25 protein-coding genes are annotated in these 24,681 nt (G+C 73.3%); 10 read left to right on the top strand and 15 right to left on the bottom strand.

Features of this window, described 5'->3' with window-relative positions; translation table 11 throughout:
* Positions 1–107: 107 nt before the first annotated feature.
* Positions 108–752, bottom strand: a complete 645-nt coding sequence (locus tag HDA31_RS08105; RefSeq protein ID WP_178065744.1) for an HAD family hydrolase — start codon at positions 750–752, stop codon at positions 108–110.
* 231 nt (positions 753–983) lie between these two features.
* On the opposite strand from HDA31_RS08105, the gene HDA31_RS08100 reads away from it, so the two are divergent.
* The 7 genes from HDA31_RS08100 to HDA31_RS08070 all read left to right on the top strand — a co-directional run bounded on the left by HDA31_RS08100 (position 984) and on the right by HDA31_RS08070 (position 7,476).
* On the top strand, positions 984–1,556 hold the full coding sequence (locus tag HDA31_RS08100) for a TetR/AcrR family transcriptional regulator (RefSeq protein ID WP_074474316.1): 573 nt from the start codon (positions 984–986) through the stop codon (positions 1,554–1,556).
* Positions 1,557–1,620: 64 nt separating this feature from the next.
* A complete protein-coding gene (locus HDA31_RS08095; RefSeq protein WP_178065745.1) occupies positions 1,621–2,544 on the top strand; it encodes a TIGR04222 domain-containing membrane protein in 924 nt (307 codons plus the stop codon).
* Complete coding sequence (locus tag HDA31_RS08090; RefSeq protein WP_178065746.1) at positions 2,541–3,365, top strand: MbnB/TglH/ChrH family RiPP precursor modification enzyme; 825 nt, start codon at positions 2,541–2,543, stop codon at positions 3,363–3,365. The genes HDA31_RS08095 and HDA31_RS08090 overlap by 4 nt, the downstream gene beginning before the upstream one ends.
* A gap of 50 nt (positions 3,366–3,415) precedes the next feature.
* Positions 3,416–3,877: an SCO6045 C-terminal-like domain-containing protein gene (locus tag HDA31_RS08085; protein ID WP_178065747.1), complete on the top strand. Its 462-nt coding sequence runs from the start codon at positions 3,416–3,418 to the stop codon at positions 3,875–3,877.
* 51 nt (positions 3,878–3,928) lie between these two features.
* Positions 3,929–4,690, top strand: a complete 762-nt coding sequence (locus HDA31_RS08080) for an SDR family oxidoreductase (RefSeq protein WP_074474318.1) — start codon at positions 3,929–3,931, stop codon at positions 4,688–4,690.
* The gene (gene mug, locus HDA31_RS08075; protein ID WP_376701366.1) at positions 4,690–5,325 is read left to right on the top strand and encodes a G/U mismatch-specific DNA glycosylase; all 636 of its coding nucleotides are present in this window, start codon (positions 4,690–4,692) and stop codon (positions 5,323–5,325) included. The genes HDA31_RS08080 and mug overlap by 1 nt, the downstream gene beginning before the upstream one ends.
* Before the next feature lie 81 nt (positions 5,326–5,406).
* Entirely contained in the window at positions 5,407–7,476 is a 2,070-nt protein-coding gene (locus tag HDA31_RS08070) for a hypothetical protein (protein WP_178065749.1), read from the top strand.
* Here HDA31_RS08070 and HDA31_RS08065 read toward each other — a convergent pair.
* From HDA31_RS08065 to HDA31_RS08055, 3 genes are all read right to left on the bottom strand, one after another.
* Complete coding sequence (locus tag HDA31_RS08065) at positions 7,473–9,452, bottom strand: ABC transporter ATP-binding protein (protein WP_178065750.1); 1,980 nt, start codon at positions 9,450–9,452, stop codon at positions 7,473–7,475. The two genes, HDA31_RS08070 and HDA31_RS08065, sit on opposite strands and share 4 nt — an antisense overlap.
* Positions 9,453–9,604: 152 nt before the next feature.
* Entirely contained in the window at positions 9,605–10,372 is a 768-nt protein-coding gene (locus HDA31_RS08060; protein ID WP_074474320.1) for an enoyl-CoA hydratase/isomerase family protein, read from the bottom strand.
* Positions 10,373–10,418: 46 nt separating this feature from the next.
* Positions 10,419–10,646 carry a helix-turn-helix domain-containing protein gene (locus HDA31_RS08055; RefSeq protein ID WP_007072022.1) on the bottom strand — a complete coding sequence of 76 codons (228 nt, stop codon included), beginning with the start codon at positions 10,644–10,646 and terminating at the stop codon, positions 10,419–10,421.
* 204 nt (positions 10,647–10,850) lie between these two features.
* On the opposite strand from HDA31_RS08055, the gene HDA31_RS08050 reads away from it, so the two are divergent.
* Positions 10,851–11,453, top strand: a complete 603-nt coding sequence (locus HDA31_RS08050) for a cadmium resistance transporter (protein ID WP_246384020.1) — start codon at positions 10,851–10,853, stop codon at positions 11,451–11,453.
* Between the two features lie 154 nt (positions 11,454–11,607).
* Here the strand turns inward: HDA31_RS08050 and HDA31_RS08045 are convergent, their stop codons facing one another.
* On the bottom strand, positions 11,608–13,212 hold the full coding sequence (locus HDA31_RS08045; protein WP_074474321.1) for an ABC-F family ATP-binding cassette domain-containing protein: 1,605 nt from the start codon (positions 13,210–13,212) through the stop codon (positions 11,608–11,610).
* Between the two features lie 244 nt (positions 13,213–13,456).
* Between HDA31_RS08045 and ypfJ the strand changes: the two genes are divergently transcribed.
* Both ypfJ and HDA31_RS08035 read left to right on the top strand, forming a co-directional pair.
* Positions 13,457–14,374, top strand: coding sequence for a KPN_02809 family neutral zinc metallopeptidase (gene ypfJ / locus HDA31_RS08040; RefSeq protein WP_074474518.1), 918 nt, complete (start codon positions 13,457–13,459; stop codon positions 14,372–14,374).
* A 315-nt stretch (positions 14,375–14,689) separates the two neighbouring features.
* Positions 14,690–15,760 (top strand): polysaccharide deacetylase family protein, encoded by a 1,071-nt coding sequence (locus tag HDA31_RS08035; RefSeq protein WP_178065751.1) that lies wholly within the window; start codon positions 14,690–14,692, stop codon positions 15,758–15,760.
* A 131-nt stretch (positions 15,761–15,891) separates the two neighbouring features.
* Here HDA31_RS08035 and HDA31_RS08030 read toward each other — a convergent pair whose 3' ends face one another.
* From HDA31_RS08030 to HDA31_RS07985, 10 genes are all read right to left on the bottom strand, one after another.
* The gene (locus tag HDA31_RS08030; RefSeq protein WP_221486586.1) at positions 15,892–16,533 is read right to left on the bottom strand and encodes an acVLRF1 family peptidyl-tRNA hydrolase; all 642 of its coding nucleotides are present in this window, start codon (positions 16,531–16,533) and stop codon (positions 15,892–15,894) included.
* 163 nt (positions 16,534–16,696) lie between these two features.
* Complete coding sequence (locus HDA31_RS08025) at positions 16,697–17,320, bottom strand: LysE family transporter (protein ID WP_178065752.1); 624 nt, start codon at positions 17,318–17,320, stop codon at positions 16,697–16,699.
* A 483-nt stretch (positions 17,321–17,803) separates the two neighbouring features.
* Positions 17,804–18,283 (bottom strand): metal-sulfur cluster assembly factor, encoded by a 480-nt coding sequence (locus HDA31_RS08020; protein WP_178065753.1) that lies wholly within the window; start codon positions 18,281–18,283, stop codon positions 17,804–17,806.
* Complete coding sequence (sufU, locus tag HDA31_RS08015) at positions 18,280–18,753, bottom strand: Fe-S cluster assembly sulfur transfer protein SufU (RefSeq protein ID WP_074474326.1); 474 nt, start codon at positions 18,751–18,753, stop codon at positions 18,280–18,282. Before sufU ends, HDA31_RS08020 begins: the two co-directional genes overlap by 4 nt.
* Positions 18,753–20,057: a cysteine desulfurase gene (locus tag HDA31_RS08010; RefSeq protein ID WP_074474327.1), complete on the bottom strand. Its 1,305-nt coding sequence runs from the start codon at positions 20,055–20,057 to the stop codon at positions 18,753–18,755. The genes sufU and HDA31_RS08010 overlap by 1 nt, the downstream gene beginning before the upstream one ends.
* 6 nt (positions 20,058–20,063) lie before the next feature.
* Entirely contained in the window at positions 20,064–20,837 is a 774-nt protein-coding gene (gene sufC, locus HDA31_RS08005; protein WP_074474328.1) for a Fe-S cluster assembly ATPase SufC, read from the bottom strand.
* Positions 20,837–21,181 (bottom strand): non-heme iron oxygenase ferredoxin subunit, encoded by a 345-nt coding sequence (locus HDA31_RS08000; protein ID WP_178065754.1) that lies wholly within the window; start codon positions 21,179–21,181, stop codon positions 20,837–20,839. The genes sufC and HDA31_RS08000 overlap by 1 nt, the downstream gene beginning before the upstream one ends.
* Complete coding sequence (sufD, locus tag HDA31_RS07995; protein WP_178065755.1) at positions 21,181–22,380, bottom strand: Fe-S cluster assembly protein SufD; 1,200 nt, start codon at positions 22,378–22,380, stop codon at positions 21,181–21,183. Before sufD ends, HDA31_RS08000 begins: the two co-directional genes overlap by 1 nt.
* A 49-nt stretch (positions 22,381–22,429) precedes the next feature.
* Positions 22,430–23,860, bottom strand: coding sequence for a Fe-S cluster assembly protein SufB (sufB, locus tag HDA31_RS07990; RefSeq protein WP_178065756.1), 1,431 nt, complete (start codon positions 23,858–23,860; stop codon positions 22,430–22,432).
* Positions 23,857–24,648 (bottom strand): helix-turn-helix transcriptional regulator, encoded by a 792-nt coding sequence (locus HDA31_RS07985; RefSeq protein ID WP_178065757.1) that lies wholly within the window; start codon positions 24,646–24,648, stop codon positions 23,857–23,859. Before HDA31_RS07985 ends, sufB begins: the two co-directional genes overlap by 4 nt.
* Positions 24,649–24,681: the final 33 nt, after the last annotated feature.

The raw sequence follows: 24,681 nt of genomic DNA, 5'->3' as shown, positions 1-24,681 counted from the left end.
CGGCACCATGCTGAACCACACCCCCAGCCCCCGGCAACCGATTAACCCCCGCTCCCACCCCGCCCGTGTCCCGCGCCGGGGGCAGGGGGATCCGGTTGGGGGCGGGGTCAGGCGGCGAGGACGGTGGCTATGGCGGCGATGAGGCCGTCGACCGTGAAGGTGGGGGCGAAGCGGGTGTCCGTCCAGGGGCGGCCCCGGTGCAGCCAGACGCTGGGCAGGCCCACGGCGGCCGCCCCGCCGATGTCGGCCTCCGGGCTGTCCCCCACCACCCACGCGCCGCGCAGCGGCATCCGGACCCGCCGGGCCGCCAGCGCGAAGATCCTCGGGTTGGGCTTGCTGACCCCGGCCTCCTCGGAGATGACCCAGTCGGCCACGTACCGGTCGAGGCCGGTGCGGCGGATCTTCGCGTCCTGCTGGCGGACGCTGCCGTTGCTCACCACCACCGGCACCCAACCGGCGTCGTCGGCGATCCGCAGGGCGCAGGCCACCAGCGGGTCGAGCCGGGTGTTGGCCACCACCCCGTCGTGCAGCTCCTCCACCAGGTCCAGCGAGGAGATGAGCAGCCCGTACCGGTCGCGGATCGCGTCCGCCACGTCCCACCGGTCGGTCAGTCCGTCGGCGTCGATCGACACCAGCCAGTCGATGTCGGTGACCGGCGCGCCGATGCCGTCCAGGAAGCGCTCACCCCAGGCACGGAACGACCCGGCCCGGTCGAGCAGGGTGTTGTCCAGATCCAGCAGGAGCAGCGGCACTCGGGCACCTTAAGGGAGACGGGCCGCCCGCCGACAGGGCCGGCAGGCACGGCGTCACCGGGCGATGGTAGCCGGCCACCCGTCGGCCGATCACCCATCGGGGCCCCGCCGACACCGCCCGTGGCCAGGGCCGGGTCGGAGTTCGCGGCCCGGGGGCGGGGCACGTTGCCGGCACGTTACAAGCCGTACGTACGGTTTGCGTGGCGGCGGGCCACCTGACACGATCGTGCCGTGCCCAGAGTAAGTCAGGACCAGCTCGACGCCCGCCGGCAGGAGATCCTCGCCGCGGCGCGGGCCTGTTTCGCCCGGCACGGCTACGAGGGCGCCACGGTGCGGCGGCTGGAGGAGGCCACCGGGCTGTCCCGGGGCGCGATCTTCCACCACTTCCGGGACAAGGACTCGCTGTTCCTCGCCGTCGCCGAGGACGACGCGGCGGCCATGGTGGAGACGGTCGCCCGCAACGGCCTGGTCCAGGTGATGCGGGACCTGCTCGCCCGGGCCGTCTCCCCCGACACGACCGGCTGGCTGGGCAGCCAACTGGAGGTCTCGCGGCGGCTGCGCACCGACCCGGCGTTCGCGCGCCGCTGGGCGGAACGCTCCGCCGCCATCGCCGAGGCCACCCGGGACCGGCTGGCCCGGCAGCGGGACGCCGGGGTGCTCCGCGAGGACGTACCCATCGACGTGCTGGCCCGGTTCCTCGAACTCGCCTACGACGGCCTGGTGCTGCACCTGGCGATGGGCCGCCCGGCCGGCGACCTCGGCCCGGTGCTCGACCTGGTCGAGGAGGCCGTGCGCCGCCGCTGACGGCCGCGTGGCGGGCCTGCCCCACAATGGGCCCGCGACCCCCTCGCGCGACAGGAGCAGCAGCATGAGAGTCCTCGCGGCGCCCGGTGACACCTGGGGCATCCCCGGGCCCACCTTCCTCGGTTTCTACCTGTTGGCCGGCCTCGTCGTCGTGATCGGCGCGATCGTCCACCGGCGGCGGGTCCTCGCCGGCCCGTCGTCCGTCGGCGGCGGCCAGCTCGGCCCCCAGCAGGTGGCCTACCTCAACGGCGGCAACCAGCTCGCGATCTGGACCGCGCTGGGTGGGCTGCGCGGCACCGGCGTCGTCGGCGTACGCACCGACCGGCGGCTCGCCGTCGGCGGCTCCCTGCCGGCGGGGGCGACCCCGCTGGACCGGGCGGTCCACCACGCCGCCAACCAGGGCCTGTACGCCCGCGAGCTGGGCCGCGACCGCTGGGTGCAGCAGGCCCTCGACCAGCTGCGCCAGGGCCTCGAACAGCAGGGCCTCGCGCTGAGCGCGGCCCGGCGCCACTCCGCCCAGCGCGGGTCCTTCCCGGTGTTCCTCCTCGTCCTGCTCGGCGGGTTCCGGATCTTCGCGGGGCTGTCCAACGGCCGGCCGGTCGCCTTCCTGGTGCTCGCCGTGATCCCCCTCGCCATCGCCTCCGCGCTGCTGGCCCGGGTGCCGTGGCGGACCAGGGCGGCCGACCGGGCCCTGCGCGAGCTGCGCCGCACCAACGTGCACCTCGCTCCCGCCGCCGGCCCGGCGTACGCGACCTACGGGGCGGCCGGCGCGGCGATGGGCGTGGCCCTGTTCGGCACCGCCACCCTGTGGGCCATGGACCCGGGCTTCGCCGAGCAGGCCGAGATCCAGCGGCAGGCCCTCTCCGGCACCGGCAGCACCTCGACCGGCGGGTGCAGCAGCGGCTCGTCGGACAGCGGCAGCTCGTGCAGCGGCGGCAGCTCCTGCGGCGGGGGCGGTGGCTGCGGCGGCGGGGGCTGCGGCGGATGACCGGCGCGGGTCCCACCGGCGTCGGCATCGGCTGGCGGCCCGAGATCGCCGGGTTCGTGGCCGAGCTGCCGGGGCTGCGGTTCGTCGAGGTGGTGGCCGAGGCCGTCGCCCCGCACGGGCCGCCGCCGCCCGGCCTCGCCACGCTGGTCGAGCGCGGCGTCACCGTCGTACCGCACGGGGTGCGGCTCTCCCTCGGCGGCGCGGAGCCGGTCGACCCGGCCCGGGTGGCCCACCTCGCGCGGGTGGCCGAGCTGGTCGGCGCGCCGCTGGTCAGCGAGCACATCGCGTTCGTGCGGGCCGGCGGCCTGGAGGCCGGGCACCTGCTGCCGCTGCCGCGCAGCCGGGAGGCCGTGGCCGCGGTGGTGGCCAACGTGCGCCGCGCCCAGGCCGACCTGCCGGTGCCGCTGGCCCTGGAGCCCATCGCGGCGCTGTTCGACTGGCCCGACGACGAGCTGGACGAGGCGGACTTCCTCACCGAGATCCTCGACGCGACCGGCGCGACGCTGCTGCTGGACGTCGCCAACGTGCACGCCAACGCCCGCAACCGGGGCACCGACCCGCTCGCCCTGCTGGACCGGCTGCCGCTGGACCGGGTGGCCTACGTGCACGTCGCCGGGGGCGCCGAGCAGGGCGGCTTCTACCACGACACGCACACCGACCCGGTGCCGCCGGCCGTGCTCGACCTGATCGGCGAGCTGTGCGCCCGGCACCGCCCGCCCGCGCTGCTGCTGGAACGCGACGGCCGCTGGCCGCCCGCGCCGGCGCTGCGGGCCGAGCTGGACGCGATCGCCGCCGCGTCCGGACACCCGGCGGTGACGTGAGCGCGCCCGGGGCCGGTGGTGAGGCGGGCACGCCCGACCCCGGCGGTGACATGAGCACGCCCGGGGGCGGCGGCGACCTGGCCGCCCGCCAGTCGGAGCTGGTGGCGGCGCTGGTCGCGGGCGGGCCGCTGCCGCCCGGGTTCGCCCCGGCCCCCGTCGACGCCGCCCGGCGCGCCCTGCTGCGCAAGCGGGCCGGCGACGTGGCCCGGCACTGGCCGCTGCTCGCCGCCGGCCTCGGCGACGCGTGGCCGGCGACGTTCGCCGGCTGGGCCGACGGCCGCCCCACCAACGGCTCGCTGCGCGACGGCTGGGACCTGGCCCGCGAGCTGCACCGCCGGGGCGAGCTGCCGCCGCTGGGCGCAGAGGAGCTGGCGGTGCGGGAGGCGGCCAGCCGCTACGACGGCGCGACGCCGCCGCGACCGCGCCGCCTGCCGGCCCTGGCCCGTGCCGGCGGCGCCGTCGCGGTGCGGCTCGCCGGCCGGGTACGCCTGCTGCGCCCGGCCCGCCGGTAGCCGCCCGGCCCGCCGGTGGCCGCTGGCCCGGGCGTACGGCAGGATCGGCGCATGGATCTGGGACTCACCGACCGGGTGTACGTGCTGACCGGGGCCTCCCGGGGGTTGGGCTTCGCCACCGCCGAGTGCCTCGTCGCCGACGGGGCGCGGGTGGTCGTCTCCGCCCGGGCCCCCGAGCAGGTGGCCGAGGCGGTGCGGCGGCTCGGCGGCCCCGAGCGGGCGATCGGGCTGGCCGGCGACCTCAGCGACCCGGCCACCCCGCAGCGGCTGGTCGCCGCCGCCCGGGAGCAGTTCGGCCGGCTCGACGGCGCGCTGGTCTCCGTCGGCGGGCCGCCGCCGGGCACCGCGGCGGGGACGACCGACGCGCAGTGGCGGGAGTCCTTCGAGACCGTCTTCCTCGGCACCGTCCGCACCGCCCGCACGGTCGCCGAGGCGCTGACCGACGGCGGCGCGATCGGGCTGGTCCTGTCCACCTCGGCCCGCAGCCCGCTGGCCGGGCTGGGCATCTCCAACGGGCTGCGCCCCGGCCTGGCCGGGGTGGCCAAGGACATGGCCGACGAGTACGGCCCGCGCGGCGTGCGGGTGCTCGGGCTGCTCCCCGGCCGGATCATGACCGACCGCAACCGGCAGCTCCTGGCCGCCTCCGGCGACCCCGAGCGGGCCCGGGCCGAGGCCGAGGCGGGCATCCCGCTGCGGCGCATCGGCGAGCCCGCCGAGTTCGGCCGGGTCGCCGCGTTCGTCCTCTCCCCCGCCGCCGGCTACCTGACCGGGATCACCCTCCCGGTCGACGGCGGCGCGCTGCGCGGCCTGTGATGGCCGTCCCGGCGGATGGTTCCCGCGCGACGGACCGCACCCGCGCGCCGGCCGGGCGGACCGCCGTGCCGGTCGGTGGGCCGGAGCGCCGCCGGCCGACACGCGAGGAGCTGGCCGCGGCGGCGGAGCGGACCCTCCCGGACGTCATCGGGCCGGGGCTGACCGTGCTCTTCGTCGGGATCAACCCGGGGCTGTGGTCGGCGGCCACCGGCTGGCACTTCGCCCGGCCGGGCAACCGGTTCTGGCCGGCCCTGCACCGGGGCGGCTTCACCCCCCGCCAGCTGCACCCGAGCGAGCAGGACGCGCTGCCCGGGTACGGGCTGGGCATCACCAACATGGTGGCGCGGGCCAGCGCCCGCGCCGACGAGCTGACCGCAGCGGAGCTGGTCGAGGGCGCGCGGATCCTGACGGCGAAGGTGCGCCGGCACCGGCCGGCGTGGGTGGCGGTGGTCGGGGTGACCGCGTACCGGATCGGGTTCGGCCGGCCGAAGGCGGCCTTCGGGCCGCAGCCGGAGCTGCTCGGCGACGCCCGGCTGTGGGTGCTGCCCAACCCGAGCGGGCTCAACGCCCACTTCACCGCCGAGACGCTGGGCGCGGCGTTCGGCGAGCTGCGCGCCGCCACCGCCGCCAGGTAGCTTCCCGCCTCACCTAAGAACAGCCCCAGCACAGTAATCACGAGAAAACGCACCGTGTTCACTTCTGTCATAATCACGGCCATGCGTTGGTGGGTCTGGATCGGCCGGGTCGGTTTTGTACTCGTCATCGGGGCCACCGCATGGTGGTGCTGGCACCTCACTCGGCTCGACCAGACGGAACAGGCCACCGCCATCACCACCCAGCAGGCGGTGGTGGCCGCCGTTGGGACAATAGGCGCGATTGCCAGCCTGTTTCCCAAGCTATTCGCTCGGGCCGTGTTGCCGCCGCTGGAGACCCGGGCCGACAACTTGGCCAACGCACTGCTCCCACAGTGGCGCAGAGCCATTGAGGAACGGAATTTGAACGCGCCTCTGCCGATCCGCTGGCGCCGGGCCACCCGTCCGGTCGCCGCGCCGGTGACAGATCCCGCCACCGCTGGGTTCCCGCCACTTCCCGGCGCGGTCAGCGTGGCTGCGCACGAACTGAAGACAGGTACCCAGGACGACCTGTTTGCGCTCTACGCGGGGCTACCCTCCGGCCGGCTCATCATCACCGGCAGCGCCGGGGCAGGCAAGAGCGCGGCGGCCGTTCTGCTAATGAGGGACGCGCTGGAGATCAGACAGGGAGCTAGTCCCGAGGATCGGGCAAGCATGCCGGTGCCCATCCTGGTCAACCCACACGGCTGGGACCCGAGAACCACGTCGGTGGAGTCCTGGCTCACCGGCCAGGTGGCCGAGATCTCCGGCTCCCGCAGGGGCTCGGCGGAACTCGTCACGCAGCGCAAGATTGCGGTGTTCCTCGACGGGCTGGACGAGGTCGGCAAAGACCTGCGGCCCGAGCTCTTGCGGGCGCTGAGCCACAAGACCGGCTTCCGGCTGGTGCTGCTCAGCCGCGACGACGAACTGGTGCACACCGCACAGCGGCATGTGCTGCTCGGCGCGACGGCGGTCGCACTCCGGCCCGTAGACGGGGGCGAGGCGGCCGACTACCTGCTGAGCCGGCTGGTGTCCCCGGCGCCCCCCGCCTGGCAGAAGCTAAGCGACCAGCTCCGAAAAGGCGGCCGCAGTCCGCTCGCCGACGTGCTCCGGACACCATTTATGCTCACCTTGCTGCGGGACGCCTACGACGCGACCGGGCCGGTCGACGAGCTCCTAAACCATCGCCGCTTCCGCAAGGCCGCACATATCGAACATCATCTGCTCGATCGGGCGCTGGAGGCGGCCTACACTCCCGGACCGGATCGGCCACCACAGCGCTATTCCCTGGCCACGGCGCAACGGACCCTCGACTTCCTCGCCCACTACCTGAGCCACAAGGACGGCGGCGATCTCAAATGGTGGAAGTTCGCCCGGTTGACCGTGCCCTCCGCCGTCGCGATGACACTGCTCACCTGGGCCGCCTGGGCAGCCGTCGCGATACCGTACAAGCTCCTTGCCGGGCTGCCCTACCGGCTGGCGGACGGACTCCTCGCCATACTGCCGGTCGGGCTGAACTTGGGAGCCGTGTCTGCCTACCTCGCCGCCAAGAACTGGGCGCCGCCGCCGAGGCGGGTTCCGCGATTCTGGTGGCGTGTGCCATTCACCGGCAGCAGCTTGCTGTTCGCCCTGCCTCTCGGACTCGGCATGGCCCTGGTATTCAAGCTGTTTGGCACGACTCTCCCCGGCCTGGCCGGCTGGCTCGTCACTGGGCTGGCTCTGTGGCTCACGGCCGCGTTCGGTGGAATGCTCATCGCAACGACGCAGGACGACGACTACGCGTTCGATCCGCCGCAATCCTGGCGTGATGACGCCGTAGCAAGCCTGATCCTGGCGATCGCCTCAGCGCTCGGAGGTTTCGTGATGGGGACCGGCTTCGGCATGCAGTTCCGGGTGAGCCTGGTCAACGTGTTGGCGATCGGCGCGATCGGAGGGCTCACCGCTACGCTCTGGGTCTGGCCCTTGAGCAGCACCGGCCGGTTGCTCTGCCATCAGGTCGAGCTGAGACTGCGCTACCGGACTCCGCTGCGATTGATGCGGTTCCTGGAAGACGCACGGCAGCGACAGGTCCTGCGAACCGCCGGACCGGTCTACCAGTTCCGGCACGCGAAGCTCCAGGAACGCCTCAACGAGAGGTGGCTGGAGTCCCGCCGGTCGGTGCCGGGAAACAACTAGTTCGCGGCGGCCGGGGGCAGCGCCTCGTCGGCGACGTAGGGTGCCATCGGCATGGTGATCACGGTCTCGGGGCCGGTCGCGTCCACGTACGGGGTGGGCGAGTCGGCCACCGCGAACTGGGTGCGGTACAGCTCGGCGTAGAGGCCGCCGACGGCGACCAGCTCCTCGTGCCGGCCCCGCTCGACGATCCGCCCCTCGTCGAGGACGAGGATCTGGTCGGCCTCGCGGACGGTGGAGAGCCGGTGCGCGATGACCAGCGCCGTACGCCCCGTCAGCGCCACCGCCAGGGCCCGCTGCACCGCCGCCTCGCTCTCCGAGTCCAGGTGCGCGGTCGCCTCGTCGAGGATCACGATGGAGGGGGCCTTGAGCAGCAGCCGGGCGATCGCGATGCGCTGCTTCTCGCCGCCGGAGAAGCGGTAGCCCCGCTCGCCGACGGTCGTGTCGAGCCCGTCGGGCAGCGACCGCACCAGATCGGCGACCTGCGCGCCCGCGAGGGCCGCCCAGATCTCGTCGTCGGTGGCGTCCGGCTTGGCGTAGCGCAGGTTCTCGGCGATCGTCTCGTGGAACAGGTGGGAGTCCTGGGTGACCACGCCGATCTCGTCGCGCAGGGAGGCGAGCGTGGCGTCGCGCACGTCGACGCCGCCGACGAGCACCTGGCCGTCGGTGACGTCGTAGACCCGGGGGATCAGCATGGACAGGGTGGACTTGCCCGCGCCGGACGGGCCGACCAGGGCGATCATCTGCCCCGGCTCGACGGCGAACGAGACGCCCCGCAGCACGGGCTCGGTGACGGTGCGGTCGAGGGTGGTGACCTCCTCCAGCGAGGCGAGGGACACCTCGGCGGCGGCAGGGTAGCGGAACCGCACGTCGCGGAACTCCACCCGGCCGTTGCCGCGCGGCACGGCAACGGCGTCCGGCTTCTCGGCGATGCCGGGGCGCAGGTCGAGCACCTCGAAGACCCGGTCGAAGGAGACCAGCGCGCTCATCACGTCCACCCGGACGTTGGACAGCGCGGTCAGCGGGCCGTAGAGCCGGGTGAGCAGCAGGGCGAGGGTGACCACGGTGCCGGCGCTGACGCTGCCGGTGACCGCGAGCCAGCCGCCGAGGCCGTAGGTCAGCGCCTGGGCCAGGGACGCGACCAGCAGCATCGCCACGAAGAACGTCCGCGAGTACATCGCGGACTGGATGCCGATGTCGCGGACCCGCTCGGCCCGGCCGGCGAACCGGCGCGCCTCCACCTCGGGCGCGCCGAACAGCTTGACCAGCAGCGCCCCGGCGACCCCGAACCGCTCGGTCATCGTGGCGTTCATGCTGGCGTTCAGGTTGTACGACTCGCGGGTGATGTCGGCCAGCCGCCGGCCGACCCGGCGGGCCGGGACGATGAAGATCGGCAGCAGGATCAGCGACAGCACGGTGATCTGCCACGAGAGGGTGAGCATCACCCCGGCGGTGAGCACGAGCTGGATGACGTTGCTGACCACCCCCGAGAGGGTGGAGGTGAACGCCCGCTGCGCGCCCATCACGTCGTTGTTGAGCCGGCTGACCAGCGCGCCGGTCTGGGTGCGGGTGAAGAACTGCAACGGCATCCGCTGCACGTGGTCGTAGACCCGGGTGCGCAGGTCGAGGATGATGCCCTCGCCGATGCGCGCCGAATACCACCGCTGGACCAGCGAGAGCAGCGCGTCGGCGACGGCGAGGGCGGCGATGACCAGTGCGAGGCGGACGACGGTCGACCCGGCCTCCGCGCCGCCCCTGCTGATCGCGTTGATCACGTCACCGGCGAGCACCGGGGTCGCCACGCCGATCACCGCGGCGACCACCACCGTGACCAGGAAGACGACGATGTCGCGCCGGTAGGGCCGGGCGAACTCGACGATCCGCCGGGCGGTGCCCCGGCTGAGCCGGTGGGCGGAGACCTCGTCCTGGTTGCGCATCGACCGGATCATGCTCCAGCCGCCCATGCCACCGTCGGACATCACGCGTCACCTCCGGGTCGTGGTCGGCTCGTGCCGTCAGGTCGATTGTCCCGACGGCTACGACAACCTTGGCCGTAAGCCGGTTCTTCCCGGAAAGCCCTTACCGGTCGCCCCACGGGGCGGGCCGGGCCGACCCCGGGCCGACGGCCCGGCTACTCGCCCCGGCCGGCGAGATCGCGGAGCCGGCGGGTCTGCGCCTCGCGCTCGGCCCGCTGCTGCTCGGCGTGGGAGCGGCCGGCGGCACCCGCGAGCAGCGCCTTGATCTCCACCACCGCGTCCCGGGGGTGGGCGAGCAGCCCGGCGGCCAGGTCCCGCACCGTGGCGTCCAGCTCGGTGGCGGGCACCACCAGCGTGGCGAGGCCCAGCCGGTCGGCCTCGGCGGCGTCCATCCGTCGGCCGGTGGCGCAGATCTCCAGGGCGCGGGCATAGCCGACCAGCTCGACCAGGCGCTTCGTGCCGGCCAGGTCGGGAACGAGGCCGAGGGTCACCTCGGCCATGGAGAGCTTGGCGTCGGCCGCCAGCACCCGCAGGTCACAGGCGAGCGCGAGCTGGAATCCGGCGCCGATGGCGTGGCCCTGCACGGCGGCCACCGAGACCACGTCGGGCCGGTGCAGCCAGGTGAAGCCGGCCTGGAACCCGGCGATCCGGTCGGCGCACTCCTGCTCGGGCAGGGTCGCCAGCTCGGCGAACGAGCCGGGGCCGGACGCGCCGGCCACGGACAGGTCGAGACCGGCGGAGAAGGCCCGCCCCTCGCCGCGCACCACGACGACGCGTACGTCACCGGGCAGGTCACGGGAGAAGTCGCTCATCGCGCGCCACATCGCCGGGGTCTGCGCGTTGAGCACGTCGGGCCGGCACAACGTCACCGTCGCCACCGGCCCGTCGCAGTCGAGTCGTACCCCGACCGCGCCAGGGGTCACCGGGCGGCCCGGGGGACGGCGCTGATGGACGACGTCGGTGGGCGGGTCACGCCTTCTTGCGACGCCGGGCGCCGCCGCGCTGACGCAGCTGCACGCCGGACTCGGTGAGCACCCGGTGGATGAACCCGTAGGAGCGGCCGGTGGAGGCCGCGAGCGCCCGGATGCTCTCTCCGCCGGTGTACCGCTTTACCAGGTCCTTGGCGAGCGTCTGACGCTCGGCTCCGACGATCCGGCGACCTTTCTCAGTGCTGGTGGCTGTGCCAGTGGCTGCCATGCTGATTCCTCACGTCCCAGACTGTGCGCTTCGGATACGGTCCCACCTATTAGACCGTCTCGAACGATCATGCGCCAGATATCAACTATTCGCCAACCGACACGCTATGCATTGTCAGCTACCCGATAGGGTGACGGCCGCCGGTCGTCGTACCCCGTACGGGCGGGTCGGGGCGGCGGGCGCGGCGGCCGTACCCTGCCTGGCGTGACCGACCTGATCGCGACCGCCACCGGCGCGGCGCTGGTGTTCGCCGCCACCAACCTCGACGACGTCGTGGTGCTGACCGTGCTGTTCGTGGCGGCCCGGGGCACCGGTCGCCCCCGCCCCGGGCACATCGTCGCCGGGCAGTACCTGGGCATCGGCGCCCTGGTCGCCGCCGCCGCGGTCGCCGCCGCCGGGCTGCTCGTGGTGCCCGACCCGTGGACCGGGCTGCTCGGCCTGCTGCCGGTCGCGCTCGGCGTGCGCGCCCTGCTGGCCCGCTCCGACGACGACGGGCCGCCCGTCGTGGTGGGCGGGCTGCTCGGCGTGGCCGGGGTGACCATCGCCAACGGCGCCGACAACATCGCCGTCTACGTGCCGGTGTTCCGCTCCCTCGCCCCCGCCGACGCCCTGGTCTGGCTGGTGGTGTTCGCGGCGCTGGTCGGGCTCTGGTGCGCCGTCGCCGCCGGCCTCGGCGGCCACCCGGCCGTGGTGCGGTGGGTCGGCCGGGTCGGCCACTGGCTGGTCCCGGCCGTCTTCATCGTGATCGGCGCGTTCATCCTGGTCACCTCGGGAGTGCTCGCCCGGCTCGGCGACGCGCTCGGCTGAGCGCGTCGCCGGCGCGCGGAGGGTGCAGAGAGTGACGGCCCACCGCAAAAGACGCGGAAATTCCCATTTCGCCCACAGCCCCCGCGGTCGCCCGCCCGGACCGCCAGCTTCCGGGGCGGCCCACCTCCCGGGCGGCCGCCGGGTCCGAGGCCGGTCAGGCCAGCTCGACCAGTTCGAGCAGGTCGTCGCTCCAGGCGTCCTCGTCGCCGTCGGGGAGCAGGATCGCCCGGTCCGGCTTGAGCGCCAGCACCGCGCCCGGGTCGTGGGTGACCAGGACGATCGCCCCCGGATAGCGGGCGATCGCGTCGAGCACCTGCTCCCGGCTGACCGGGTCGAGGTTGTTGGTCGGCTCGTCGAGCAGCAGCACGTTGGCGCCGGAGCAGACCAGGGTGGACAGGGCCAGCCGGGTCTTCTCGCCGCCCGAGAGCACGCCGGCCGGCTTGTCGACGTCCTCGCCGGAGAAGAGGAACGCGCCGAGGATCTTGCGCAGCTCGGTGTCGGTCTGCTCGATCGCGGCGGCCCGCATGTTCTCCAGCACCGTCCGCTCCACGTCCAGGGTCTCGTGCTCCTGGGCGTAGTAGCCCAGCCGCAGCCCGTGCCCGGCGTGCACCTCGCCGGTGTCCGGCTCCAGCAGGCCGCCGAGCATCCGCAGCAGGGTGGTCTTGCCCGCGCCGTTGAGGCCCAGGATGGCCACCCGGGACCCCCGGTCCACCGCCACGTTGACGTCGGTGAAGATCTCCAGCGACCCGTACGACTTGGACAGGCCGGTCGCCGTGAGCGGCGTCTTGCCGCACGGCGCCGGGTTCGGGAAGCGGACCTTGGCCACCTTGTCGGAAACCCGGACCTCCTCCAGCCCGGAGATCAGCTTCTCGGCCCGGCGGGCCATGTTCTGCGCGGCGACGGTCTTGGTGGCCTTGGCCCGCATCTTGTCGGCCTGGGCCATGAGTGCGCCGGCCTTCTTCTCGGCGTTGGCCCGCTCCCGGCGGCGGCGGCGCTCGTCGGTCTCCCGCGCCTCCAGGTACGCCTTCCAGCCCAGGTTGTAGACGTCGACCACCGAGCGGGTGGCGTCGAGGAACCAGACCTTGTTGACCACCGACTCCAGCAGCGAGCCGTCGTGGGAGATCACGATCAGCCCGCCCTTGTGGTTGGCGAGGAACCCGCGCAGCCAGGTGATCGAGTCGGCGTCGAGGTGGTTGGTGGGCTCGTCGAGCAGCAGGATGCCGCCGCCGTTCTCGCCCGCGTCGCGGAACAGGATCCGGGCCAGCTCGACGCGGCGGCGCTGGCCGCCGGAGAGGGTGCCGATGGTCTGGGCGAGGGCCCGGTCGGGCAGGCCGAGGTTGGCGCAGATGCGGGCGGCCTCGGCCTCGGCCGCGTACCCACCGAGGGCGGCGAACTGGTCTTCGAGCGCGCCGTAGCGGCGGACCAGCTTGTCGTCGGCGTTCTCGGCGAGCCGGGCCTCGACCTCCTTCATCTGGGCCATCAGCACGTCCAGCCCCCGGGCGGAGAGCACCCGGTCGCGGCCGGTGACCTCCAGGTCGCCCGTGCGCGGGTCCTGCGGGAGGTAGCCGATGGCGCTGCGCCGGTCGATCTGCCCGGCGTAGGGCTGCCCCTCCCCCGCGAGCACCTTCAGCGTGGTGGTCTTGCCGGCGCCGTTGCGGCCGACCAGGCCGATGCGGTCGCCCGGCTGCACCCGCAGCGTGGTGTCGGACAGCAGGATCCGGGCGCCGGCGCGCAGCTCCAGGCCGGTGGCAGTGATCATGTCAAGGACTCGCTCTCGGGGTCTGGAAGGGCTGACTCAGGGCACGCGAAAGCGCCGGCGGGTCGATGTTTCCCGTCGGCGCGGGGCGGTTCAGCCTTCGCAGCGCAGCACGGGGCAAGTGTACCGGGCCGCCCGATGTGCGTTGCCCGGATTACCGGTCAAGATCATCGGGTACGGAGGCGTCGTCCGGACCCGGTCCGGCACCGCAACCACCACACGTGACGAATCGGTGATCGGGGTCAACATGGAGCTGAACGAGAACGCGCGGATCGACACCAGCCAGGTGGACGACCGGCGGGGGTCCGGCGGGGGCGGTGGGCTGGGCGGGATCCCGATCCCGATCGGCGGCGGACGCGGCGGCATCGTCGGCCTCGTCGTCGCCGTGCTGGTCGCCCTCGTCGGCGGCGGGTTCGGCCTGAATGCGGCCTTCGACGGCGGCGGGTCCGGGCAGGGCGACAACACCTCGCTGGAGCAGAAGTGCTCCGCCGACGACGCCCTCAAGCAGCTCGACTGCCGCAACACCCTGTACGTCAACTCGATCCAGGCATACTGGCGCACGGCGCTGCCGGAGACCTTCGGCGAGCAGTACCAGCCGTCCAAGACCGTCTTCTTCAGCCAGGGGGTCAACACCGCCTGCGGCCAGGCCGACTCCGGCGTCGGCCCGTTCTACTGCCCGGCCGACGACCTGGTCTACATCGACCTGACCTTCTACAACCTGCTCGCCGACCAGCTCGGGGCGCAGGGCGAGTTCGCCCAGCCGTACGTGCTCGCCCACGAGTACGGCCACCATGTGCAGGACCTGCTCGGCACCGAGGCGCAGATGCGCCGCCAGCAGCAGCGCGACCCGGGCAACGCCAACGCGCTGTCGGTGAAGCTGGAGCTCCAGGCCGACTGCTACGCGGGCGCGTGGGCCAAGAACGCCACCGGCACCGCCGACGAGCAGGGCCAGAAGATCTTCAAGAGCATCTCGGAGCAGGACATCCAGCAGGCCATCGACACCGCCGAGAAGATCGGCGACGACGCCATCCAGCAGCGTTCGGGACGCCCGGTCAACCCGGACGAGTTCACCCACGGCACCTCCGAGCAGCGCCGGCAGTGGTTCACCAAGGGGTACGAGACCGGCGACCCGAAGCAGTGCGACACCTTCGGCAGCGGCGCCTGACCCTCACACCCGGCCGACCGCCGCTCCGGAGCCCGACCCGCACGCCCCGCCGGCTGCCGCCGCGGAGCGCTCCGTCAGACCCGGTCAACGGCCGGTAGCCAAGCCCACCCCGCACGCCCCGGCCGGTGCCGTCGCCGGCTGGGGCGGCCTGCTCACGGGGCCGCCATCCCCCACCCTCGAAAACTTTCCGAAAACTTCCGGAATTCGTTGACCGGTTCGAAATGCCGCTGCAATACTCCGAGCCACCACGACATCCATCCACACCTGTTGATGTCGAGCATCGTCGAACGTCACCGTCCCCGGGAGGACCTGCGCATGTTCGCCAGCATCAGCGGCCCCCGCCGCCCGTCCCCACCCCGAGCAGCACGTCACGCCCGCCGACTGGCGGTGCTCGCCACCGCCGCCGTGGCGCTGGCAGCGACCGGTCTCGCGGTCGCCGCCACCCCGTCCAGCGCCGCAGCCTGCAACGGCTACGTCGGCCTCACCTTCGACGACGGGCCGACCGGCAGCACCGGCGCCCTGCTGTCCGTGCTCCGGGCCAACAACGTCCGGGCCACCATGTTCAACGTCGGGCAGAACGTGCAGGGCAACCCGTCCGCCGCACGGGCCCAGGTCGACGCCGGCATGTGGGTCGCCAACCACAGCTGGAACCACGCGCACATGACGTCGATGAGCCAGAGTCAGATGCAGTCGGACCTCTCGCAGACCAACTCGGCGATCCAGTCGGCGACCGGCGTCCGGCCCCAACTGTTCCGGCCGCCCTACGGGGAGACCAACTCGACCCTCCAGTCGGTCGCCTCGTCGCTCGGCCTGCGCCAGGTGATCTGGGACGTCGACTCCCAGGACTGGAACGGGGCCAGCGTCAGCCAGATCGTCTCCAACGCCAGCCGGCTCCAGGCCGGCCAGGTGATCCTGATGCACGACGGCATCCAGAACACCCGCGACGCGATCCCGCAGATCATGGCCAACCTGAACAGCCGCGGCCTCTGCCCGGGCATGATCTCCCCGAGCACGGGCCGGGCGGTGGCCCCGGACGGCACCCCGCCGCCGACCACTGCGCCGCCGACCACCGCGCCGCCGACCGGGTCCCCGACCACCCCGCCCCCGGGCGGCGGATGCACCGCTACGGCGACGTTCCCCAACGTCTGGGGAGACCGGTACAACACCTCGGTGACGGTCCAGGGGGCCAGCCCCTGGACGGTGGTCGTGGCGGTGACCGCGCCGCAGCGCATCAGCACCACCTGGAACGGCACCCCCAGCTGGGACAGCACCGGCTACGTGATGACGATGCGCTCCAACGGCAGCGGCAACACCTTCGGCTTCACCACGATGACGAACGGCAACAGCAGCGCCCGGCCCCAGATCCGGTCCTGCACCGCCGGTTGACCCGGCGGCTCCCCGCCCGGGCCGGTCACGGTGGCCCGGGCGGGGAGCCCTTTCCGCGCCGAGACCGGCCGGCCGCGGGATGATTGCCGGGGCCCCTTCCTATACCGAAGGCGTTAACAGGGTGCCCTTCCTTACCCCCGGACCAGGATCCGGACGGCGCGGGCGGCGGCGACCGCGTCGACCAGCACCGCGAGGCGGGGCTCGGGGACGTCGAGGAGGCGGTCGGCGCGCCGCTCGGCGAGCGGGGCGAGCCGCCGGTCGGCCAGCACCGTGTCCACCGCCCGCCGGTCCCCACCGCAGACCACGGCGGCGAGGTGCGCGGCCTCGGGCAGCAGCAGCCGCACGGCCAGCTCGGCCGCGTCGCCGAGGGCCGCCTTCGCCTGGTTGTCCCGCCGCCGGGCGAACCGCTGCTGGGACCACCCGCCGGCGGCGGTGCGGCCCTGCACGTAGCGGGTGTCCACCTTCGACACGACCAGCTTCTCCCCCTCGGCGACGCCGACGGCCACCGCGCCCTTGCGGGCGAGCAGCAGACCGATCCGGCGCGGCGCGCGGGCGGCGGCCACGAAGGTGGGCACGTCGGCCCCGGGCGGCGCGCCCGGCGGGGCGTGCAGCGCGGCGGTGGCCCCGTCCGGGGCGGTGAGCAGCAGGCCGTACTCCTGCGTCGTCTCGGTGGGCGGGCCGTGCCGGTCGGCGAAGCCGTCGACCCAGCGGTCGACGCGGGCCGGCGTCACCTCGACCCAGCGCCCGCCGCCGGCCGCCGGTCTGCTGCTCATGGCCCCGAACCTACGGCACCGGCGACCGGCCGGCCGCCCCACCCGCCCCGGAACTTGGACAGTTGCCGTTCCGCTCGAACGGCAACTGTCCAAGGTCGGCAGCATCAGGCCGGCGCAGCCGGCGGGGAGGCGACGCGACGGCGGGGAGGCGGCGGGGACGTGGTCAGCCGGTCAGCAGGACGGCGACGGCCAGCGCGGCGATGATCGCGCTGGACACCAGGCCGGTGATCCGGCGACCGCGCGGGCCGGTGAGGGCCCGGCCGACCATGCTGCCCCCGCCGGCGACCAGCAGCTGCCAGCTCGCCGAGGCGAGGAAGGCGCCGGCCACGAAGGCGACCGCCGCCGCCGGGCCGACCCGGTGGCCGTCGTTGCGGGCGAGCACGAGCGCGGCGAAGTAGACGACCGTCGCCGGGTTGAGCATGGTCAGCGCCAGCAGGCCGGCGAAGGCCCGACCGGGGCTCTCCAGGCCACGCCGCGGACCCGCCGCACGCACCGGAGCGGGATGCCACGCCTGCCACGCGCCCCGCACCGCCAGGGCGAGCAGCACCGCCGCCGCCACCAGCCGCAGCGGCCCGGCGACCGGGGCGACCAGGCCGGCGACCGCCGCCCCGCCCAGGGTGGCCACGGCCGCGTAGACGCCGTCGGCGGTGGCCACCCCGAGGGCGGCGGCGGCGCCGACCCGGAACGAGGTCCGCGCGCTGAGCCCCATGATCAGCACGGCGATCGCGCCGACGGGCACGGCGACGCCGTAGCCGGCCGCGAGACCGGCCAGGAACGCCCCCGTCACGACGGGCGGGGCGCGACCGTGGCGGCCGGCGACACCGCCCGCTGTCGCCAGGCGGCCACGGCCGTCGGGGCAGGGGCGGGCATCATCCGGTACGTCTTGATCACCCGCCCATGGTGCGCCCCGACCGCTTGCCTGACCAGCGGATTATCGCGGGCCGAGAGGGCCCGGTCGCGCTCGATCCTGGATCGAGTGGCCTCGGGCGCGATCGCAGACCACTCGATCCGCGATCGAGCACGATCTTGGGTAAGTCACGGCCGAGCGCGGCCAAGCACGGCCGAAAGCGGCCAAGCACGGCCGAGCGCGGCCAAGCACGGCCGAGCGCGGCCAAGCACGGCCGAGCGCGGCCAAGCACGGCCGAGCGCGGCCAAGCACGGCCGAGCGCGGCACCCGGGAACGGATGCCGCGCTCGACGGAATCCCGCAGGGACACGCTCGACGGAACCCGCTCCACGGGAATCCGCGGGAACGCCCGCGACGGGAGGTGTCAGACGTTGAAACCGAGGGAGCGGAGCTGGTCGCGCCCCTCGTCGGTGATCTTGTCAGGGCCCCACGGCGGCAGCCAGACCCAGTTGATCCGGATGTCGTTCACCAGCCCGCCGCCGGGGCCGGTGGTCAGCGCCTGCCGGGCCTGGTCCTCGATCACGTCGGTCAGCGGGCAGGCCGCCGAGGTCAGCGTCATGTCCAGGGTGGCCACGTTGTCGTCGTCCACGTGCACGCCGTAGACCAGGCCGAGGTCGACCACGTTGATGCCCAACTCGGGGTCGACGACGTCCTTCATCGCCTCCTCCACGTCGGCGACGGCGGCCTTCCCGCCGGCGGCGGGGGCGGCGTCGGCAACGCCGGCCGCACCGGCGTCGCCACCGCTGCCGGCGGCCGGCGGGGCGGTGCCCCCGGCGGCCGGGACCGCGGCGTCGGTCGCCACCGCGCCGTCCTGCGGCGCGCCGGCGGTCTGGTCAGAACTCATGCCTTCACCTCCGGGCTCGCGCCCACCCCGGCGCGTGCCGCGGCGTCCTTGAACGCCATCCACGGCAGCAGCGCGCACTTGACCCGGGCGGGGTAGCGCGCGACACCCGCGAACGCCACCCCGTCACCGAGCACGTCCTCGTCCGGCGTGACCTGGCCACGGCCGGACATCAACTCGACGAACGCCTCGTGCACGGCGAACGCCTCCCCCGCCTCCCGGCCGCGCAGCAGCTCGTGCAGCACGCTCGCCGACGCCTGGCTGATCGAGCAGCCCATGCCGTCGTACGAGACGTCGTGCAGCACGACACCGTCGGTGGCGACCCGGACGGTCACCTCGTCGCCGCAGGTCGGGTTGACGTGGTGCGCCTCGGCGACCCGGTCGGCCGGGTCGTCGGCGTCGCGCAGGCCACGGCCGTGGGGGCGCTTGTAGTGGTCCAGGATGATCTCCTGGTAGAGCTGGTCGAGCTGCATCAGTCGAACACCTTCCGCACCTGTTCCAGGCCACCCACCAGGGCGTCGATCTCGCCCGTGGTGGTGTAGAGGTAGAACGAGGCCCGCGTCATGGCCGGCACGCCGAACCGGGTGCACACCGGCTTGGCGCAGTGGTGCCCGACGCGCACCTGCACGCCGAGCGAGTCGAGCACCTGCCCGACGTCGTGCGGGTGGATGTCGCCGAGCGCGAACGAGATCGTCCCGCCCCGGCCCACCGGCACGGTCGGCCCGAAGATCCGCAGGCCGGGCACGGTGGCGAGGGCGTCCAGCGCGTACGCCGTCAGCTCCTTCTCGTGCCACTGGACGGCCCGCATGTCCAGGCCGGTGAGGTAGTCCACCGCCGCGCCGAGCGCCACCGCCTCGGCGATCGGCGGGGTGCCCGCCTCGAACCGGGCCGGCGGCGCGGCGAACGTCGACCGGGCCATGGTGACCGTCTCGATCATCGAGCCGCCGCCCATGACCGGGGGCATGGCGGCGAGCAGCTCGCCCCGGCCCCACAGCACCCCGATGCCGGTCGGGCCGCACATCTTGTGCCCGGTGAAGACGACGAAGTCGGCGTCGAGATCGACCACGTCGATGGGCAGGTGCGGCACGGACTGCGAGCAGTCCAGCAGCAGCAGCGCGCCGACCTCGCGGACCCGGGCGGTGATCCGGGCGGTGGCGTTGACGGTGCCGAGGATGTTGGACATGTGCACCAGCGAGACGATCTTCGTCCGCTCGGTGACCAGGTCGTCCAGCCCGGACTCGTCGAGCCGGCCGGCGTCGGTGACCGGGAACCAGCGCAGGGTCGCGCCGGTGCGCTCCGCGAGGAGCTGCCACGGGACGATGTTGGAGTGGTGCTCCATCTCGGAGATCACGATCTCGTCGCCGGGGCCCAGCCGGAACCGGGGGTCGGCGTCGGCGCGCAGCGAGGCGTTGGAGAACGCGTACGCGACGAGGTTGATCGCCTCGGTCGAGTTCTTGGTGAACACCACCTCGTCCACGCTGGGCGCGTTGACGAACCGGGCGATCTTGGCCCGGGCCCCCTCGTACGCCTCGGTCGCCTCGGTGCCCAGGGTGTGCACCGAGCGCGACACGTTGGCGTTGTGCCGCGCGTAGTGCTCGGCGAGCACGTCGAGCACCTGCCGCGGCTTGTGCGAGGTGTTCGCGCTGTCGAGGTAGACCAGCGGGTGCCCGTTGACCTCCCGGTCGAGGATCGGGAAGTCGGCGCGCACCGCCGCCACGTCGAAGCGCGGCACGTCGTCGAACTGCGGCATGCCGGCCGGGATGGTCAGGGAGGACATCGTCGGTCAGGCCCGCGCCGCGCCGGCCCCGGCGACGTACCGCTCGTAGCCCTCGTCCTCGAGCTTGTCGGCCAGCTCCGGGCCGCCCTGCTCGACGATCCGGCCGGCGACGAAGACGTGCACGAAGTCGGGCTTGATGTAGCGCAGGATGCGGGTGTAGTGGGTGATCAGCAGCAGGCCGGTGTCCCCGGTGTCGCGGACCCGGTTGACCCCCTCGCTGACCACGCGCAGCGCGTCGACGTCGAGGCCGGAGTCGGTCTCGTCGAGGATCGCCACCTTCGGCTTGAGCAGCTCCAGCTGCACGATCTCGTGCCGCTTCTTCTCGCCGCCGGAGAAGCCCTCGTTGACGTTGCGCTGGGCGAAGGCCGGGTCCATCTGGAGGCGCTGCATCGCGCCGCGCAGCTCGCCGCCCCAGGTGCGCAGCTTGGGCGCCTCGCCGTCGATCGCGGTCTTGGCGGTGCGCAGGAAGTTGGCCACCGACACGCCGGGGACCTCGACCGGGTACTGCATGGCCAGGAAGAGGCCGGCGCGGGCCCGCTCGTCGACGGACATCGCCAGCACGTCGACGCCGTCGAGGGTCACCGAGCCGCCGGTGATCTCGTACTTCGGGTGGCCGGCGATCGAGTAGGCCAGGGTGGACTTGCCGGAGCCGTTGGGGCCCATGATCGCGTGGGTCTCCCCCGACCGCACGGTCAGGTCGACGCCGGACAGGATCGGCTTGAGCTCACCCTCGGGCAGCTTGACCGACACCTTCAGGTCGCGGATCTCCAGGGTGCTCATTATCGGGTCACTCCATTGCTCGGCGTCGGGCGGCCGTCGGCGCCCACGGGAAGGTAGATGTCGCCGTCGCGGACCTCGACGGCGTAGACGGGAACGGGCTCGGTGGCGGGCAGCCCGGTGGGTTCGCCGGTGCGCAGGTCGAACCGGGAGCCGTGCAGCCAGCACTCCAGCGTGCAGCCCTCGACCTCGCCCTCGGAGAGGGCCACGGCGGCGTGCGAGCACTCGTCGTAGGCGGCGTAGAACTCGCCGTCGGTGCCGTGCACCAGGGCGATCGGGGTGCCGTTGACGTCGGCGCTGACCACGGTGCCCTCCGGCACGTCGTCGGCCGCGCAGATCCTGATCATCAGGAGCCCGCCTTCGCAGCGACGTCTTCGCTCGCGAGTGCGGGGCTCGCAAGCTCACTCCTCCCGCTCGCCAGCCGGGCCTCGATGGCGTCGCCGAGGCGGTCGCGCAGCTCCTCGACGGGGATCTTGTTGATCATCTCGGCGAAGAAGCCGCGGACGACGAGGCGGCGGGCCTCGCTCTCCGGGATGCCGCGCGCCATCAGGTAGAACAGCTGCTCGTCGTCGAACCGGCCGGTCGCGCTCGCGTGCCCGGCACCGGCGATCTCGCCGGTCTCGATCTCCAGGTTGGGCACCGAGTCGGCCCGGGCGCCGTCGCTGAGCAGCAGGTTGCGGTTGATCTCGTACGTCTCGGTGCCGGTCGCCCCGGCGCCGATCAGCACGTCGCCCACCCAGACGGTGTGCGCGTCGGCGCCCTGCAACGCGCCCCGGTAGCCGACGTAGCTGCGGCAGTCGGGCACGTTGTGGTCGACGAGTTGGCGGTGCTCCAGGTGCTGACCGCCGTCGGCGAAGTAGAGCCCGTACAGCTCGGCCTCGCCGCCCCGGCCCGTGTACTCCACCGAGGTGTACTGCCGGACCAGGTCGCCGCCGAGGGTGACCTGCACGTGCACGGCCTTGGCGTCCCGACCCAGTCGGATCTTCAGGTGCTGGGCCTGCACGGCGTCGGCGGCCCAGTCGGCCACGGTGACCAGGGTCAGCTTCGCGCCGTCGGCCACCGACACCTCGACGTTGTCGGCCAGTGTGGCCGAGCCGGCGTGCTCCAGCACGAGGGTCACCTCGGCGAACCGGCCCACCTCGACGAAGGTGTGCCCGAACGCGAGCCCCTCGGCGGAGTCGCCGACCACCCGCAGGCGCACCGGCTCGGCGACGACCGCCTCGCGGGCCACCTCGACCAGCAACGCCTGCCCGGCACCGCCGTACGCCAGGGCGCTGACCCGGTCGACCGGGGTGAGCACGCTGCCCACCCGGGGGTCGTCGGAGCCGGCCCGGGAGACGGTGACCCCGGCCGGCAGGTCGCCGTGCTCGTGCCGGACGACGCCGGTGGCGGCCTGCGCGTCGCCGCCGACCAGGCCGCGCAGACGCTTGAGCGGGGTGAAGCGCCACTCCTCCTCCAGGCCCGTGAGGGCCGGGAAGTCGGCGACGTCGTACGAGCGGAGCGCCTGCGACTTGGTGCTGGGCGGCGCGGAAGCCTGGGTAGTCATCTCTTCCTTGGTCTGTGCTGAGGCGACGGTGTCTGGCTGGGCGGCGGCGTCAGCCGACCGCGCCCTCCATCTGGAGCTCGATCAGGCGGTTGAGCTCCAGGGCGTACTCCATCGGGAGTTCCTTGGCGATCGGCTCGATGAAGCCACGGACGATCATCGCCATCGCCTCGTCCTCGCTCAGGCCCCGGCTCATCAGGTAGAAGAGCTGGTCGTCGCTGATCTTGGAGACGGTCGCCTCGTGCCCCATCGACACGTCGTCCTCGCGGATGTCGACGTACGGGTAGGTGTCGGAGCGGGAGATGGTGTCGACCAGCAGCGCGTCGCACTTGACCGTGCTGCGGCTGCTGTGCGAGCCCTCCAGCACCTGCACCAGGCCCCGGTACGAGGTGCGGCCGCCGCCCCGGGCGATCGACTTCGACACGATGGTCGAAGAGGTGTGCGGGGCGGCGTGCACCATCTTCGCGCCCGCGTCCTGGTGCTGGCCCTCGCCGGCCATGGCCACCGAGAGCACCTCGCCCTTGGCGTGCTCGCCGGTCATGTAGACCGCCGGGTACTTCATGGTGACCTTGGAGCCGATGTTGCCGTCGACCCACTCCATCGTCGCGCCCTCGTGGCACACGGCGCGCTTGGTGACCAGGTTGTAGACGTTGTTCGACCAGTTCTGGATGGTCGTGTAGCGGCAGCGCGCGTTCTTCTTGACGATGATCTCCACGACCGCGCTGTGCAGCGAGTCGGACGAGTAGAGCGGCGCGGTGCAGCCCTCGACGTAGTGCACGTACGCGCCCTCGTCGACGATGATCAGGGTCCGCTCGAACTGGCCCATGTTCTCGGTGTTGATCCGGAAGTACGCCTGCAGCGGGATCTCCACGTGCACGCCCTTCGGCACGTAGATGAACGAGCCGCCGGACCACACGGACGTGTTCAGCGCGGCGAACTTGTTGTCGCCGACCGGGATCACGGTGCCGAAGTATTCCTTGAAGATGTCCTCGTGCTCCTTGAGGGCGGTGTCGGTGTCGAGGAAGACGACGCCCTGCTCCTCCAGGTCCTCGCGGATCTTGTGGTAGACGACCTCGGACTCGTACTGCGCCGCGACGCCGGCGACCAGCCGCTGCTTCTCCGCCTCGGGGATGCCCAGCCGGTCGTAGGTGTTCTTGATGTCCTCGGGCAGGTCCTCCCAGCTGGTGGCCTGCTTCTCCGTGGAGCGGACGAAGTACTTGATGTTGTCGAAGTCGATCCCGGTGAGGTCGGCCCCCCACGCCGGCATCGGCTTGCGGCCGAACAGCCGCAGGCCCTTCAGTCGCAGGTCGAGCATCCAGGCGGGCTCGTTCTTCTTCGCCGAGATGTCCCGCACCACCACCTCGCTGAGGCCGCGCTGGGCGGCGGCCCCGGCGACGTCGGGGTCGGCCCAGCCGTACTCGTAGCGACCGAGGGCGGCGAGCTGCTCCTCCTGGGTCAGGGGCTGAACGATCTGCTCGGTCATCTATCTGTCCTCACAGTGGTGACGGTGTTACGGGACTGCGCGGGGATGTGCGTGGTGCACACCCCGTCGCCGTGCGCGATGGTGGCGAGGCGCTGCACGTGGGTGCCGACCAGACGGGAGATGACCGCCGTCTCGGCCTCGCACAGCTGGGGGAACTCGGCGGCCACGTGCGCCACCGGGCAGTGGTGCTGGCAGAGCTGGCCGCCGGAGGCGATCGTGGACGCGTTGGCAGCGTAGCCCTCGGCGGTCAGCGCCCCGGCGAGCGCCTCGGCCCGCGCCAGGGGATCGTCGCCGGCGTCCTCCATGGCGGCGCGGCAGCGGTCCTCCAGGGCGGCGACCTGCTCGGCGGCGAACGCCTCCACCGCGGTCGAGCCGCCGTTGCGGGAGATCCAGCGCAGCGCGGCGGTGGCGATGTTGTCGTAGTGGTGGGTGCCGCAGCGGCCCCGGGCCGCGTCGGTCAGCACGAAGACCTTCGCCGGGCGGCCCCGCCCCCGGCTGCCCCGGACGGCCTGCTCGCGGGCGAGCACGTCGCCGTCGGCGAGCATCGCGTCGAGGTGCCGGCGGATCGCGGCCGGGCTCAGGCCCAGCGCCGAGCCGAGCTGCCCGGCGGTGGTCGCCCCGCGCTCCAGCAGGAGCTGGGTGACCCGGTCCCGGGTCGACAGGTCGGCCGCGGCGGAACCGGGCGAACCGGACGCGGGCGGAGCAGACTCCGGGCGGGCGGACGCGGACGCACCGGCGACCGGGCCGGCCGCCGGCTGCTGCCCGGAGAGCGCCGCCGCGTTTTTCACAACGCCCACGTTACGTAATTCGTCCGGGGGCCG

Source organism: Micromonospora carbonacea (assembly GCF_014205165.1).
Taxonomy (GTDB): Bacteria; Actinomycetota; Actinomycetes; order Mycobacteriales; family Micromonosporaceae; genus Micromonospora; species Micromonospora carbonacea.
The sequence above is the reverse complement of the archived record's forward strand: the minus strand, read 5'-3'. Positions and strand labels throughout refer to the sequence as shown.